Source organism: Hymenobacter amundsenii, assembly GCF_002204745.1.
Lineage (GTDB): Bacteria > Bacteroidota > Bacteroidia > Cytophagales > Hymenobacteraceae > Hymenobacter > Hymenobacter amundsenii.
The window spans coordinates 69,149-84,137 of the sequence record NZ_NIRR01000020.1 but is presented as its reverse complement, the minus strand read 5'-3'; the positions used below and the strand labels follow the sequence as shown (position 1 = coordinate 84,137).

The following is a 14,989-nucleotide window of genomic DNA, read 5'->3' as shown; positions in this document are numbered from 1 at the left end:
ACTTATACCCGGGTACAGGGGTAAGCTCAGGCAGGTAGCGGCTAGTTCTTCGGCAATGGGCAACGCCCCGGCCGGTAGTTGCATGGCCGCGTAGGCCTGAAGGGTCGCTAGCATAGTGCTAGCGACCCTTTCGAGTGTGTAGGCATGGTATTCTGGATTGCCAGTCTCCGTTTGGGAGGGCGATGATAGGTTGCTTATGGCCACTCAACCAGTAACCTCGGTAAGTTATAAAACAGTAAAAACTCGATTATTACTATATCCAATTTTCAACAGCAATGATTGTCATGTGAGGTATCCTAACTAAATTTGACCCAGTTTATGAATTGAGGATGAAGTTGGGTAGCTGGTTGTTGGTCTTGCTGAATGAGGCAAAAAAGGCTGATACAACGTGTTATGGCTTTTTTCTGATTGATGGGCCATACAGAAGAGTAGCACTAATTGATGTCAAGCAGAAGACTGAATATTGGTTCGACGTTATAAATGGAGAGTTTGGTAGAGATTTGGTAGAAAATATTTTATGGTATATGTATGATTCAATATAAGAATAATTATAATCCTGTATCTGATTTTCTCGTATCTACCATTAGGTCAAGTGCTTCATTCCTAACTCACTAAAACTTTGGCATATTCGTTGTTCACCATAATCGGGCTGAATAGCATGGCACTCATTCTCTTCTTTTTGTAAAACATTCCTTTCTTATATAATCATGAAAAACAAGTACTTAAGTAAAAATCCGAGTTTCAGTCGCCCCTGGGTGTGGCTGCTGGTGATGTTTGCGGTCTTTGCCCCATTCATCACGCAGGCTCAGTCGCTAACAGTGACGCCAACTACTTCACCAGGGTCCCCCGATACTTATGGCTCTGTAGCAGTTGGAGCAGTATCGTCCCCAGCGAAACAGTATACTGTAACTGCAGCTGGTGTATCTGGAAGCATCGCTGTAAGTTTTGTCAATGCTCCTTCTTTTGAAGGTAGCTCAAATGGAGGAACAACTTATAGTACTTCGCTGACGCTTCCGGCTACGGGAGGTACAGTTCTAGTGCGGTTTAAACCTACTTTTATTGGTAGCACCTCTGAAGAATATGTTCAGGTCTCTGCCAATCGTGCCACATTGAACGCGTTTATTGACGTCCAAGGTATTGGCACTCCCGGTACGCCAACTATTACAGTAACGCCGACTGCACTGGCTTTCGGCAACCAACAGATCAACACCACGTCATCACCGATGAGCGTCACTGTTAATGCTACGTCGTTGACGGCTCCTATTACAGTTACGGCTCCTACTGGTTTTCAGGTAAGCTTTAATAACAGCGCCTATAGTGCCACGGTTGAAATCCCGCAAGGCAGCGGTACGGTTACTGATGCCATTGTTAATGTAGTATTTGCACCGACAACAGCGGGTGAGCAAGTGCGGAACGTTACGTTTGCCAGCATGGACGCTACTACGCGCAACGTAGGCGTTTCCGGTATCGGTACCTTGCCGCCAGCTTCCTTGTCTTCGGCTCCAGCCCAACTTGACTTTGGAACTTTCCAAGCCGGACAGGTTTCTGCTCCTCAGAACTTTACTGTAACCGGTGAAAACATTACGTCTGATGTAACGGTAAGTGCCCCTAATGGCTTTCTGATTCGTCAGGGCAACTCGGGCAACTTCGTATCTGTTATTACGCTCAGTCCCACCAACAACTCGATCAATGCTAGCCTGCAGGCCCGCTTCGCGCCTACCTCTGCGGGTAGCTACAACTCGACTATCACGGCTACTACAACCGGCAACGGCGGTGCCTCCACTGGGGTTGCCGTAACGGGCGACGCTACGGCGGCTCCTACGGGTCCGTTCATTGTGGTGAATCCCTCAGCGCTGAATTTTGGGACAGTTTCCAATACTGGATCGGCCCAAACCTTGGCCTTCGCCATTAATGCAGGCAACCTAACGGCTCCGTTAGTGCTGACGGGTTCCAATAATAACATCGTTTTCCGTGATGCTTCGGCAGGTGGAGACTTCGTGAATGGTCCTATCACAATTACCCCTGCTACCGATGGGTCGGTTTCGTTGCGTAACATTGAAGTACGGTTGGTAGCACCAGTAGATAAAGGTGCGTTCAGCGGTTCTATAACTGCTTCCAGCGTGGGAGCCCCCGATGCAGTAGTTTCGATTACAGCTAACAGCACCGGTGGTAACTCGACCATTAACGTTTCGGGTGTTCTTAACCAGTTTTCAACGGTACCAGGCGTGGCCTCTGATGTGCAATCGTACACTGTAACGGGTACCAATCTGTTGCAAGGTATTACGGTAGCGGCTCCCCAATACTTTCAGGTTTCGCTTACTTCAACCTTTGACGGTATAATCGGAACGGGTAATTCGTTTGTGATACCCCAGGGCCCTGCCGGCGACGTACCGAATACAACGGTATATGTGCGTTTCCTGCCGCCTTCGGCCTTGAGCACTACGTCTATTATTTTGAATTCGAGCAGCCCAGCTACCTCGCAGGCTATTCAGGTAAATGGCACCAGTGAGCCGACCATTCAAATTGCGAATGCCTTCCAAGAGGTTCGCAACGTGATTATCAACACGAAGTCAGCATCGCAGGCATTAACCATCAATGCACAGCGAGTTTTGCAACCCATCAACATTACCAAGCTCCTCTCCTCAAATCCACTGAACCCCAATGGAGTTCAGCAGTTTGAGCTGTCGCTGGATAACGTGACGTTTACCAACTCACTGGTACTTACTCCGAATTCTTCTACCTACACGGTTAACCAACCTATCTATGTACGGTACACGCCGACTTATCTAGGTTCCGGACAATCGACGCTACAGTTCCAGAGCAATGACTTCTCGAACATGTCAACTCAGTCGTTTGGCGTTAATGACCTGCTTACCGGCCGCTCGATTGATACCGAACCTACAATGCGAAGCACTGCCACGGTAACCCGTGATGGAAACACTGCAACTGTTGTTTTCAACCTGCCTGCAAATTATGCCGCCCAAGGCTTTGGTGAAGGCCGCTTGATCGTAGCCAGCGTTAATCCTACGTTACCGGCTAATAACCAGCCACAGGATGGTATTTCTTATCAGACAGGTAACCAGACGTACGGTGTGGGGCCGCAAATTGCCCCCGGTTATTTTGTAGTTTATTCCGGACCCAATAACACTGTAGTAATCGACGGGCTGAACCCAAGCACGACGTATTACTTCTACACGTTCGAGTACAACAACATTGATAACAACTTTAACGTGGCCGTTAGCGGTGCCGAAAATTACCTGTCGCCGCCCGTGCCTAATTCAATACCTGGCATCATTGCACCAGGTAACCCACCGCTGCCAGTTTCGCTCGTATCGTTCTCGGCTAAGGTGAACGGTTCGCAGGTAGCCCTACGTTGGGAAACGGCTTCCGAACTCAACAACAAGCAGTTCGAAGTGGAGCGTAGCCGCGATGGCCGCTCATTTACCACGATTCTGACCCGCGCTGGCCAGGGTACGACCAGTGCTGGTACGACCTACAATGAAGTTGACCGTCAGCCGCTTAACGGCCTCGGTTACTACCGCCTTAAGCAGGTAGATCGGGATGGCAAGACCACTTATTCGACGCCGGTTGCTGTCAATCTGCTCAAGGCTGGGGAAATTAACATGTACCCTAACCCAGTAAGCGACCAACTGACGATTACGGTGGGTGGTGCTCCGACCGAAGGCACAGTAGTAACTGTGACCGATCTGACAGGTCGGGTTCTCAGCACACAGAAGTTGCGCGCTGACGGTAAACTCGACATGTCGACTCTGCGGACGGGAATCTACCTGGTAACCGTGGGCGAAGGCAATACGAAAGTGACCCGCCGGGTTGTTCGCAACTAAATTATGGCATAACTATCTAATGAAGAGCCTCTCCCGCTTCGGGAGAGGCTCTTTTTTTGTTATCAGGCCAAATAGGTACTCCGCAGTAGATGCAATGGCAAATAAGAAAAGTATTATTGAGTATTTGTATATAGATTAGGCGAGTATTAGCAATTATACCCTTCAGCTTTATGAAATATCTCAACTTCTCCTACGGGAGTTGGGCGTTCCGGCGCCTACTTGTTAGCTTGCTGTTATTGTTGCTGCTGGTACCTGGAATAGGTTGGGGGCAAACCAATCCAACGCCCCATAACTTGGCCCTGGGTGCCTATGAATTCAGAGGATTCAATGATGCCACCTCAACCAACTACCCAGTATCTTTGCAGGGCCATAGCTTTACCAGCGAGCCGGATGCTACTACCGTCAGCTCTCCGAACGCCGATGCAGCATTGGTAGCCGGAGGGGCTGTTACTAGCAGTAATATTCGCAATGAAGGAGCAAATGGTGTTAGTGTACTTGGTAGCGGCACTAATACCATTGGAGCTGTAACATTGGGCCTGAACACGACTGGACGGGCTCAGGTGCTGGTTAGTTGGGTCGCCAGTGTCATCAGCCCCGGTGGCCGTGCCAATGGGTTGAGGCTACAATACCGGTTGGGGCAAACGGGCAGCTTCACTGAGGTAGCTGACACCAAATTTGAGGGTAATGCCTCCGGGCAAAGTATGCTGTTCAACGCTATTGCGCTGCCTGAAGCGGTAAACGACCAGCCAGTGGTACAGATCCGGTGGTTGTATTACAGCTTGCCTGGCGGTGGCACTCGCACTCGTATTGGTTTGGATGAGGTAATGGTAACGAGTAGTGTCGGACCTTCCGTCGCGGCCCCCACCATCAGCAGCTTTACCCCGGTCGCCGGACCAGTGGGAACCGTGGTCACCATCAACGGGACTGGGTTCGTCAAAGAAGTTAGTGTTGGTTTCAACGGGACAGATGCTATTGCCGTGAGCGTAGTTTCGGCTACGCAACTGAGGGCTACCGTACCGGCGGGCAGTAGCACTGGTCCTATAACAGTGGCCCTGGGTAACAAGACCAGCAGTAGCGCTACAAACTTCACGGTCGAATCGCTGGTCGGAAGGGTGGTTATCAGCCAGCTCTACGGGGGCGGCGGCAACGTGGGTGCGACGTATAAAAACGATTTTGTGGAGCTTTACAACCGTAGCGCTGCAGCTGTATCGTTAGCCGGCTGGTCGGTGCAGTATGCGGCGGCTAACAATGGTACCTTTTCGACCGTCAATTCGGAAACACTGCCAGCCACGGCCTCCATTCCAGCGGGCAGTTACTTTCTGTTACAATTGGCTGGAGCAACCGGGGCCATTGGAGCATCTTTGCCTACACCAGATTTTACCGGCACTACTAGGTTAAGCGCGAGCAACGGGAAGATAGCACTGGCTAGCTCTAACACCCTTGTAACGGGCCCAACGAGTACCAACGTTGTTGATTTTGTGGGTTACGGAACGTCTACTCAAGCAGAAGGCGGTAACTCCACCGGCGCCATTGCCAATGCATCGGCCGCTATCCGCAAGGCCAATGGCTGCCAGGACACCAACGATAACAGAGCGGATTTCGACATCAAAACGCCTGTGCCGCGTAATTCGGCTACTGCGGTGGTGCTCTGCAACAGCCCACTGCCCGTTGAACTACTAACGTTTGGAGCCGAGCGGGTAATGGGGGGAGTGCGGCTGCGGTGGGTTACGGCTTTCGAGCGCAACAGCGCCCGTTTCGAATTGCAGCGCTCAGCCTCCGGGCAAGTATTCCAGACTATTGCCACCGTAGCCGGCCAAGGCAACACAGCCAGCCATCGCAATTACACTGCCCAAGACAGGCAGCCATTACCCGGTGTGAGCTATTATCGCCTGCATCAGGTAGACACTGATGGCAAAGAGGCGTACTCGGCTGTGGTAAGCCTTGCGGCCAGCGGGGAGTGGCAGCTTTATCCTGACCCGGCCTCGGTTGAACTGACGCTAGTAGCTCCGGTAGCCATAGTAAACTACCGCGTGATTAGTTTAGCCGGTCGTGTGGTGCTTGTAGGGGAGGCCCCCTCCGGTATAGCTGTGCTCGACGTTGCTGCCTTGCCCGCTGGGGTGTACCAGCTGGAAGTGACCACGGCAGCAGGTAGCCAAATCCGCAAATTCCTTAAGCAGTAACAAGTGCCTTGACCTCGATAATACCTAACAGAAGAGCCTTCCCCTAATGGAGAAGGCTCTTCTGTTAAGAGAGAACAGTAAAAATTTAGACCGAGAAACTGTCGCCACAACCGCAGGTGCGGGAGGCATTCGGATTGTCGAAGAAGAAGCCCTTCCCATTTAGCCCGTCAGAGAAATCGAGTTCGGTGCCGGCCAAGTAAAGGAAGCTTTTCATATCCACTACTACCTTCACACCCTTGTCCTCAAACTCCTGGTCCATGGGCTTTACCTCATCATCGAAGTCGAGCTTATAGCTTAAGCCCGAGCAACCGCCGCCAGCCACCGAGGCCCGCAGACGATAAGTAGCATCAAGCGCTGCATCGTGCATGAGCTTCTCGACTTTCTCTTTGGCTTTATCAGAAACGGTAATCATGGGCAAAAAAGGAAAATCCTGGTGAAAAACCGCCGGGCCACGGCACAGCAGCAGAACACCAAAGATACGGCTCTTGTTCAGAATCGTTCTAATAAACCAGCGTTTTAGGAGCTTGGATTAAGAACTACGCTGAATACGGTAATAATACTCAGGTCGCGGCCATAATAAAGCTTGTCAAGAGCCTCGTACACATGGTGGGCTCGGAAGTAGGAGGTCTGCAACTCCTTCTCGCCCCGAGCCCGCCACTGAATAGTGTAAGGGCTTTCCTCGTCGCGGTAGCGCTGCACGTAAGCCAGCATTTTGCGCAAAGCCTCTAGCTTATCCGATCCGGTTTCGTAGCGGAACAGAAAGCTCTGGTGGTGGCGTGGGTTTATGGTTATCAGATCAAGCCGCGTTAGGCCTTCCAAGAGCCGAAACTCAAACACCAAATTGCCCGCACCCAGCCCCAGATAGTCTTCTATCTGCCGCTGAATCCGGGCAATTTCTACGTGAACGTCAGACATTTTTCAAGCTGTTAGCTGTTAGCTGATAGCGCTGCCGTTATCCCGTTGCTAAACGAAAGCTAACGGCCAGCCGCTATCAGCTAACAGCTTAAAAAGCTAGAACTAGTGGTGTGATTTAGCCATTTCCAATTCCGGCATACCATTTTTCACGCGGTAGTCGTTGATGGCTGACTTTATAGCATCCTCGGCTAAAACCGAGCAGTGGATCTTCACGGGCGGCAGAGCCAGCTCTTCCACAATTTCCATGTTGTCGATGGCCAGCGCCTCGTCCACGGTCTTGCCTTTCAGCCACTCCGTCGCCAACGACGAAGAAGCAATGGCCGAACCGCAGCCGAACGTTTTGAATTTAGCGTCGGTGATGGTGTTTGTGGCTTCGTCTACCTCAATTTGCAAACGCATAACGTCGCCGCACTCAGGAGCACCCACGAGGCCGGTACCTACGCTTTTCTTGCTTTTATCCAGCGTGCCCACGTTGCGGGGGTTGCTGTAATGGTCAATCACTTTATCGGAGTAAGCCATGATGTAGAAGTCAGATATTAGAAATGAGATGTGAGATTTTGGCAAAAACAGATGAACCGAGTCTCACATCTCATGTCTCTGTACTAAAGTCAGGAGAATTAATGCTCGGCCCACTCAATTTTGTCGAGGTCAATGCCATCCTGGAACATCTCCCAGAGCGGCGACATTTCGCGCAGCTTCGTAACGGCCTCTTTTACGTGGCCAATGGCATAGTCAATCTGCTCGTCGGTGGTAAAGCGGCTTAGGCCGAAGCGCAACGAGCTGTGAGCGAGGTCATCGCTCAGGCCCAATGCTTTAAGTACGTAAGAAGGCTCCAACGAGGCCGAAGTACAAGCTGAACCCGAGGATACAGCCAAGTCTTTCACGCCCATCATCAGGCCTTCGCCCTCCACATATTTGAAGGAGATGTTGGCTACATGAGGAAGGCGGTGCTCTATAGAACCGTTTACGTAGCTCTCTTCGAGCGTCAGCAATTCTTTTTCGAGTCGGTCGCGCATGGTGCTCAGGCGTGCGGCGTCGGCTGCCATTTCCTGCTTGGCCAGTTCGCAAGCTTTGCCCAGACCTACGATGCCAGGAACGTTGAGGGTACCCGAACGCATGCCACGTTCATGCCCACCACCGTCCATCTGGGCGGTTACTTTAACCCGGGGGTTCTTGCGGCGCACGTACATAGCACCAACACCCTTAGGGCCGTACATTTTATGAGCCGTGAAGGCCATCAGGTCAATGCCATCAGCCAGCACGTCGACCGGAATCTTGCCTACAGCCTGGGTACCATCGGTCATGAACAGCGCGCCATGCTTGTGGGCAATAGCGGCAATTTCGCGAATGGGCTGGATGGTGCCGGTTTCGTTGTTGCCGTACATGATGGTCACCAGAATGGTTTCCGGGGTCATGGCAGCTTCCAACTCTTCCAGGTTAATGAGGCCTTCCGCGTTTACGGGCAAGTAGGTTACCTTACCGCCAATTTTCTCGATGTGCTTGCACGTATCAAGAATAGCTTTGTGCTCGGTGGTGGTCGTGATGATGTGGTTGCCCTTCTGGGCGTACATCTCGAAGATGCCTTTGATGGCCAGATTATCCGATTCGGTAGCACCCGAAGTGAAGATAATCTCCTTTGGGTCGCAGTTGATAAGGCTGGCAATCTGTTCGCGGGCATAATCAACGGCTTCCTCGGCGGCCCAGCCGAAGGGATGGTTGCGGGAAGCCGCATTGCCGAATACCTCGGTCAGGTACGGCATCATGGCCTCCAGAACCCGCGGGTCGAGGGGAGTAGTGGCGTTGTTATCGAGGTAAATGGGTAGCTTGAGCATGGCTCGGAGTTCTGGTTTGGCAGCGGAGAATCATTCGCAGGTAGAACACGCAAACCAGGAAACAGGTTTACGATTCTACCCATATTTGCAACTGCAAAAGTAGAACAAATCCAAAGAAGCTGCGCTATGTACCCGCAGCCCCTTTTCTCCCGCTCATATGTTTACCAACCTCGAACACCTCGGCTTGGCCGTCAACGACCTCGAAGCGGCCACGGCCCTTTACACCACCTTACTTGGCCAAGAGCCCTACAAGCGCGAACACGTAGCCTCTGAGTCGGTTGACACGGTGTTTTTCCAGGTGGGTGGCTCTAAAATTGAGCTCTTGGCCGGTACCTCGCCCGATAGTGCCATCACGAAGTACTTGGCTAAAAAGCCGGAAGGCATCCACCATGTCGCCTTTGAGGTCGACGATATCCGGGCGGAAATGGCCCGCCTGCGATCCGAGGGCTTCATCCTGTTAAACGAAGAGCCCAAACGCGGCGCCGATAATAAGCTCGTCTGCTTTGTTCATCCCAAATCGGCCGCTGGTGTGCTCGTGGAACTCTGCCAGTCAGTTTAAGAACTTGCGGTCTGAAGCATTTATGAGCGAGAGCAAGTTAGTTCTTTAAGACCTCAGCCACCCAGATTCGAAACGCTGAAAATTAAGTCCCTAATTTTTTAACTCCCCTGTTATGCTCCCTAAATTCCTGCGTTCCGAAGCCGACATGGCGGTAGACGCGCTGCTGCTGCAACAGGTGATTCTGTACCCCACCGATACGGTATGGGGGCTGGGCTGCGACGCCGAATTGCCTCGGGCCGTTGAGCAACTCTACCAGCTAAAGAACCGGCCGGCCGAGAAGGCCTGTATTGTGCTGGTGGCCGACGAGGCCATGTTTGCCCGCTACGCCGAAGTGGTGCCAGACAATTTGGCCGAACTGCTGGCCACCCAAACCAGGCCCACTACCTACGTGGTACCCGGCAGCCGCCACCTAGCGCCCAATTTATTGGCTCCCGATGGCACCATTGGGATGCGGGTAGTGCTCAGCGACGAATTCTGCCGGCTGGTGCTGCGCCGCCTGGGGCACGGGCTGGTGTCAACGTCAGCCAACAAAAGCGGGGAGCCGTCGCCGGCCGTGTTCAGCGAGGTGGCGCCCGAAATTATTCGCAAGGTCGATTATGTGGTGAACTGGCGACAGGACGATGATACCCGGGCCGCCCCGTCGCGGGTAGTGCGGTTGCGGGCCGATGGAGGCCTAGAGGTGCTGCGCGATTAGACTGGGGCTAAAAAAAAAATCAAGCTCGGCAGGAGGTTACTTTTTGGGGTTGCAGGTATGAAAGGGAAATTCATTCTTCATCCTTTTGCTTTCCAGTTATGAAATTCTCCTTCAAATCTTTGCTCGTAGTAGCTGCTTTCGCTCCTTTCGCTTTGGCTTCGTGCTCGGAGAAGACCCAGGACAACGCCGAGGCTACTGCCGAAAGCGCCGCCAACGACGCTGCTAGTGCCGCCGAGAATACTGGTGATGCCATCGAGAACACCACCGACAACATGGCCGCTGACGCCAAAGCCAATATGGCTCCTGAGCCCGGCGACACGGCCGTAGTGCAGGACCGTACGACCAATGGTATGGTAGAAGAAATGCCTGCCAAGCAGTAATCGGCTTTAGCAGCTTCTTACCTTAAAGCTCCTCCGGATTGGTTCCGGAGGAGCTTTTTTGCGGGCCTATAAAGCGGGGCCTTGCTACCTTTGCGGCATGGAAAACCCGCGCCTGCCCGATTTACCCCTGTTTCAGACGATTGCCGATGCGGCCGGTGAGCTGGGCTATCCGGCCTATGTTATTGGTGGCTTCGTGCGCGACTTGGCCCTCGGACGGCCCAGCAAGGACGTGGACGTAGTATGCGTGGGCGACGGTATCCGGCTGGCCCAGGAAGTGGGCCGCCGCCTGCCCGGCAAGCCCCGCGTAACGGTATTCAAGAACTTCGGGACGGCCATGCTGCCCACGCCCGATATTGAAGTGGAATTCGTGGGCGCCCGGCGCGAAAGCTACCGGGCTGAGAGCCGAAAGCCCGAGGTGGAAGCCGGGACGCTGGAAGAAGACCTGGCCCGCCGCGACTTCACCATCAATGCCCTCGGTTTGAGTTTGAATCCGGCCGATTTTGGTGCGCTCGTAGACCGCTACGACGGTATGGGCGATTTGGGCCGCAAGCTTATCCGCACGCCCCTCGACCCCGATATTACGTTTTCCGACGACCCGTTGCGCATGCTACGGGCTATCCGGTTCGCCGCCCAGCTCGACTTCGACATTGAGCCCGACACCTTCGATGCCTTGACCCGCAATAAAGAGCGCATCAAAATCGTGTCGCAGGAGCGGATTACGACCGAAATCAACAAGATGCTGCTGGTGCCTAAGCCGAGTTACGGCTTCAAACTACTCTTCAGCTGCGGCCTGCTGGAACTCATCTTCCCAAAAATGGCCCAGCTTCAGGGGGTAGAGAAAGTAGGCCAGCACGCCCACAAAGACAATTTCTACCATACCCTGCAAGTACTCGACAACGTGGCTGCCGCCGGGGGCGACCTGTGGCTGCGCTGGGCCGCCGTGCTGCACGACATCGCCAAGCCCGCCACCAAACGTTACGATAAGCGGGTAGGGTGGACGTTTCATGGCCACGAGGACAAGGGCGCGCGCTGGGTACCGGGTATTTTCACCGATTTCAAGCTGCCGCTGGGCGAAGAAATGCGGCAGGTACAGAAGCTCGTGCGCCTGCACCTGCGGCCGATTTCGCTGGTCAAGGAAATCGTAACCGACTCGGCCGTGCGCCGGCTGCTATTCGAAGCCGGCGACGATGTGGACCGCCTCATGCTGCTGTGCCGGGCCGATATCACCAGCAAGGACCACAACCGCGTGGCCCGCTACCTGCGCAACTTCGATGTGGTGGAGGAGAAGCTGCGCGAAGTGGAGGAAAAAGACCACTTGCGCAACTTCAAGCCCGTTATCACGGGCGAAATCATTATGGAAACCTTCGGCCTTAAACCCAGCCGCACGGTGGGCGAGCTGAAGGACGCATTGCTTGATGCTATTCTGGAAGGCAAAGTTCGTAATGAGTATGAGGAGGCACTAGCGCTGCTACTGGAGCTGGGCCGGCAGCAGGGCCTCACGGCGGTAGAGTAGAAGCCTTGAGCATTAAATAACTGCGCCCCCACCCCGATTTTACGAGGGTAGGGGCCGCAGTTATTTAATGCTCAAGGCTCATCGAAAAACCAATGAAGGAAGCTCCGGCCATCCTGTTGCAGCAGGTAACTAGGTCGGGGCTTCCTTCGGGTCTCACCTTTTCACTCACAAATGGACCCTTGTTTGGCAATGCCTTGGCGGCATCAGATTCGATAGATGAGAAAACCGGGCCAATCGTTGCCTGGCCAAAAGTAGAAAGACAAAAACGAGCGTTCTGTTGAATAGAACGGGTGAATTGCCAGAGGGTTACACGAAATAGGCGGGGGCTTTGCAGGCCCAGATAAGCGCTGTTTTTCGTGCAACCAAGCTACCGCCGGAACCGGTTAAAAGCTCCGCCGACTCGCTGTACAGCTAGTCGCGCATGGCCCGGATGGTGGAGGCGCCGATGGCGCTACGGTTAACGTCGGTGGGGTTGCCGCTATACTCGATAACGCTGGCCCCGGTGGCCTCCGCATTTAGCTCCTCGGTTACCCGCAGTCGTACTTTGCTGGCGCCTACTACGTCGATATCGGCGCGGCGGGCCGTGAAGCGGGGGGCCGTGACTTCGCAAGCGCCGGCCCCATCTACTTTGAGTTGGTCGGCTGAACCGCGCAGGTCGGCCCGGCAGCCGCCGGCCAGCTCCATGTTCAGCTCGTTGAACTCGCCATCGAGGGCTAGCTGGGTGCCGCCGGCCTGCTCGATGCGCAGGTCGCCGGTGCGGAAGCCGCTTACCTGGGCCCGGGCCCCGCCCACCAGCTCCAAGTGGTTGAGCTCGGGCAGCTCAATAGTGATGAGGACGGGGTCGGAGTTGCCGCGGCTCAAACCAAAGACGCTGCGGTTGCGTGGTTTCACGACCAGCTCGCTGCCTTCGCGCTCAACTATCAGCTGGCGCAGGGCGTCGTCGGAACCGGCCGCTTTCACGGCGTAGGAGTTGCCGGGCCGTATTACTACCCGGTAGGGGCCTACCACACTCACGTGGTCGAAGTCGTCTTCCGAGAAGTTGCGCCGGCCGGAGCCATAGCCATTTTCGGCGGTATCAAATTTGTCGATCTGGCCAAAATCAAGGTTGAGGTTGGCCTCGTCGCGGCCTTCATCGTAGTCGGAGCGGTTCTCGTTGTCGTTGCGGTCGTCGCCGCTGTTGCTGCCGCGTAGGTCGGTGTCGGTGCAGGTGAGGCATTCGAGCTTGCTGCCCCGCATGCGGTATACAAAGTTCTCGGGGTGATAAGGGTCCCGACCATCCAGGTAGTCGTTGTTGCCAAGCCAGGTGGCAAAACCCTCCGTCATGCGGAACGTCCGGTCGCGGGGCATGAGTAGGCGCAACTGCATCCGCTGGTCACGCAACCGGGCGTTGGGCTGGTAAGTGAAGTGGTCGTCCACGCTCAGCGTAGAGTCGTTGAGAACCCGGGCCGAGTGCATGGTGGAGGTAGCGGCGTTGCGGCGGGCCAGCGAATCGGAGGAGCCCTTAGCCGAGACAATACGCTCTAGGCGTGGAGCCTGGGCACTGTCGATGCCAATTATGTCTAGATCTACCCACTGGTCGTTATCGAGTTGGCGGCGCTCCAGCAGCAGCCGCGAACGGGTAAGGCCTCCGAGGGCGGCGGTTTGGGTTACTTCCGATTCGCGTTGAAACTCCCGGCTCATGCGGATGGCGGCTACCGAACTGCCTACCATGCCCAGCAGCCAAAGGCCCAGCAGCGTGAGGTTACCGGCCCTCGACATAACTGAGCGGCGCAGTAGCATGCTAAGGCCAGTCAGCAACAGGGCCAGAGCCGGAATGCCCACGAGCAGGAAGAAGGAGAGCACCGCCCAGACCGAGATGTCGTTGAAGAGCAGGAACGGCTCCAGAGGACCAAAGTCGACCCGGTCGGGAGAGGAAATCAGGCCCAGCCCGATGCCCAGGCCCATCACGATAGGAAGTAGTAGGCTAAAGCCGGTCAGGACCAGAATGCCTCCTACCACGGCCCGGATAATACCGCCCAAGCCGTTGAGTAAGGGCCGAATGTTGCTGAATGACTCTTCCAAAAACAGTCCTACCGGACGGTTGTTGGCCGCCACCGGGTTGCCATCCTCATCGGTATACGTAGCGCCGCGCAGGTTGCTGTCGAGGGCCGAGAGCGTAACGGCACTACCCCGCATGCGGAGCCGATCGGAGGCCGTTTTCGCCTCGGGCAGCAGCACCCACAGGGCAATGTAGAGCAGGAACGTGAAGCCGCCGGCAAACAGGCCCACCAGGAACAAAATTCGGATCAGTACAATATCAACCCGAAAGTAGGCTGCCAAACCAGCCGATACGCCGCCCACTTTGCCCGCATCGGTGTTGCGGTAGAGCTTTTTGAAGGTCGGGTCCTCGTCGGCCGGCGTAGCGTCGTAGCGCTTGGGGAGCACAATCCACAGCACGCCGTAGGCCAGCGCCGCAAACCCGCCGAAGTTGAAACCCCGCACATGGAAGTCGCCATCAAAATCGAAGACTCCCCGGATAATGGGCTTAACGAGTAGCAATGCCAGGAAGCCCAGCCGGATCCAGAGCGGATTGACGGCGAAGTAACGGGCAATGCCGGCCGCCACACCCGCAATTTTACGGTTAGCCATGTCGCGGTACAGGCGCTTAGGGGCACCTTCGTCGTCGGCGGTGGTCCCGCCGGTGGGGGGCGTTGTGGTGTCGCGGTAGCTGCTGGAGGAGCCGGTGTAAGCGCCTTCGGCCGAGCCGTTGGCTACCGCCTCGGCCAGTAGGTCTTCGTCGTCTTCGGCCTCGGCGGCGTTCTGGAAGTCGCTCACGCGGCCCATTTTGGCGGTCATGCCTTCCACGTCTTCCAGCGTAATTACCTGCTTGAGTGGGGAGAGGCGGGCAGCGAAGAGCTCGGCAATGCGGCCCTCAATGTCGGCCACGATTTCCTCGTGCCCGCGGTAGCCGCTGAAGTGGGCTTTCACCTCGCTCAGGTAGCGGCTGAGCACGTCGTAGCCGTCTTCCTCAATGTGGAAGATCATGCCCTGAAGGTTGATGCTGATGTTCTTTTTCATGGTCGTGGTTGCTG

The 14,989-nt window shown here is 54.8% G+C and carries 11 protein-coding genes; 6 read left to right on the top strand and 5 right to left on the bottom strand.

From position 1 onward, the window contains the following. The first annotated feature begins 707 nt into the window (after positions 1-707). The gene (locus tag CDA63_RS12760; protein ID WP_088464848.1) at positions 708-3,845 is read left to right on the top strand and encodes a T9SS type A sorting domain-containing protein; all 3,138 of its coding nucleotides are present in this window, start codon (positions 708-710) and stop codon (positions 3,843-3,845) included. A 170-nt stretch (positions 3,846-4,015) separates the two neighbouring features. Next, entirely contained in the window at positions 4,016-6,025 is a 2,010-nt protein-coding gene (locus CDA63_RS12755) for a lamin tail domain-containing protein (protein ID WP_088464847.1), read from the top strand. An 85-nt stretch (positions 6,026-6,110) separates the two neighbouring features. On the opposite strand, the gene CDA63_RS12750 is transcribed toward CDA63_RS12755, so the two are convergent. From CDA63_RS12750 to CDA63_RS12735, 4 genes are all read right to left on the bottom strand, one after another. Beyond that, a complete protein-coding gene (locus tag CDA63_RS12750; RefSeq protein ID WP_088464846.1) occupies positions 6,111-6,437 on the bottom strand; it encodes a HesB/IscA family protein in 327 nt (108 codons plus the stop codon). Between the two features lie 104 nt (positions 6,438-6,541). Continuing rightward, the gene (locus tag CDA63_RS12745; RefSeq protein ID WP_088464845.1) at positions 6,542-6,940 is read right to left on the bottom strand and encodes a hypothetical protein; all 399 of its coding nucleotides are present in this window, start codon (positions 6,938-6,940) and stop codon (positions 6,542-6,544) included. 102 nt (positions 6,941-7,042) lie between these two features. Beyond that, positions 7,043-7,459, bottom strand: coding sequence for a Fe-S cluster assembly scaffold IscU (iscU, locus tag CDA63_RS12740; protein WP_088464844.1), 417 nt, complete (start codon positions 7,457-7,459; stop codon positions 7,043-7,045). A 98-nt stretch (positions 7,460-7,557) separates the two neighbouring features. Then, entirely contained in the window at positions 7,558-8,772 is a 1,215-nt protein-coding gene (locus tag CDA63_RS12735) for an IscS subfamily cysteine desulfurase (protein WP_088464843.1), read from the bottom strand. A gap of 157 nt (positions 8,773-8,929) precedes the next feature. Between CDA63_RS12735 and mce the strand changes: the two genes are divergently transcribed. The 4 genes from mce to CDA63_RS12715 all read left to right on the top strand — a co-directional run bounded on the left by mce (position 8,930) and on the right by CDA63_RS12715 (position 11,918). Then, complete coding sequence (gene mce / locus CDA63_RS12730) at positions 8,930-9,331, top strand: methylmalonyl-CoA epimerase (protein ID WP_088464842.1); 402 nt, start codon at positions 8,930-8,932, stop codon at positions 9,329-9,331. Positions 9,332-9,443: 112 nt separating this feature from the next. Beyond that, positions 9,444-10,025: an L-threonylcarbamoyladenylate synthase gene (locus tag CDA63_RS12725; protein ID WP_088464841.1), complete on the top strand. Its 582-nt coding sequence runs from the start codon at positions 9,444-9,446 to the stop codon at positions 10,023-10,025. Between the two features lie 98 nt (positions 10,026-10,123). Continuing rightward, positions 10,124-10,405 (top strand): hypothetical protein, encoded by a 282-nt coding sequence (locus tag CDA63_RS12720; protein ID WP_088464840.1) that lies wholly within the window; start codon positions 10,124-10,126, stop codon positions 10,403-10,405. Positions 10,406-10,502: 97 nt separating this feature from the next. Next, the gene (locus CDA63_RS12715; RefSeq protein ID WP_088464839.1) at positions 10,503-11,918 is read left to right on the top strand and encodes a CCA tRNA nucleotidyltransferase; all 1,416 of its coding nucleotides are present in this window, start codon (positions 10,503-10,505) and stop codon (positions 11,916-11,918) included. A gap of 411 nt (positions 11,919-12,329) precedes the next feature. Here CDA63_RS12715 and CDA63_RS12710 read toward each other — a convergent pair whose 3' ends face one another. Next, a complete protein-coding gene (locus CDA63_RS12710; RefSeq protein WP_088464838.1) occupies positions 12,330-14,975 on the bottom strand; it encodes a PspC domain-containing protein in 2,646 nt (881 codons plus the stop codon). Positions 14,976-14,989: the final 14 nt, after the last annotated feature.

Excerpts from the sequence above, each read along its gene's own strand:
- CDA63_RS12760 (WP_088464848.1), top strand. The coding sequence starts at position 708 with ATGAAAAACAAGTACTTAAGTAAAAATCCGAGTTTCAGTCGCCCCTGG.
- CDA63_RS12755 (WP_088464847.1), top strand. The coding sequence starts at position 4,016 with ATGAAATATCTCAACTTCTCCTACGGGAGTTGGGCGTTCCGGCGCCTA.
- CDA63_RS12750 (WP_088464846.1), bottom strand. The coding sequence starts at position 6,437 with ATGATTACCGTTTCTGATAAAGCCAAAGAGAAAGTCGAGAAGCTCATG.
- CDA63_RS12745 (WP_088464845.1), bottom strand. The coding sequence starts at position 6,940 with ATGTCTGACGTTCACGTAGAAATTGCCCGGATTCAGCGGCAGATAGAA.
- iscU (WP_088464844.1), bottom strand. The coding sequence starts at position 7,459 with ATGGCTTACTCCGATAAAGTGATTGACCATTACAGCAACCCCCGCAAC.
- CDA63_RS12735 (WP_088464843.1), bottom strand. The coding sequence starts at position 8,772 with ATGCTCAAGCTACCCATTTACCTCGATAACAACGCCACTACTCCCCTC.
- mce (WP_088464842.1), top strand. The coding sequence starts at position 8,930 with ATGTTTACCAACCTCGAACACCTCGGCTTGGCCGTCAACGACCTCGAA.
- CDA63_RS12725 (WP_088464841.1), top strand. The coding sequence starts at position 9,444 with ATGCTCCCTAAATTCCTGCGTTCCGAAGCCGACATGGCGGTAGACGCG.
- CDA63_RS12720 (WP_088464840.1), top strand. The coding sequence starts at position 10,124 with ATGAAATTCTCCTTCAAATCTTTGCTCGTAGTAGCTGCTTTCGCTCCT.
- CDA63_RS12715 (WP_088464839.1), top strand. The coding sequence starts at position 10,503 with ATGGAAAACCCGCGCCTGCCCGATTTACCCCTGTTTCAGACGATTGCC.
- CDA63_RS12710 (WP_088464838.1), bottom strand. The coding sequence starts at position 14,975 with ATGAAAAAGAACATCAGCATCAACCTTCAGGGCATGATCTTCCACATT.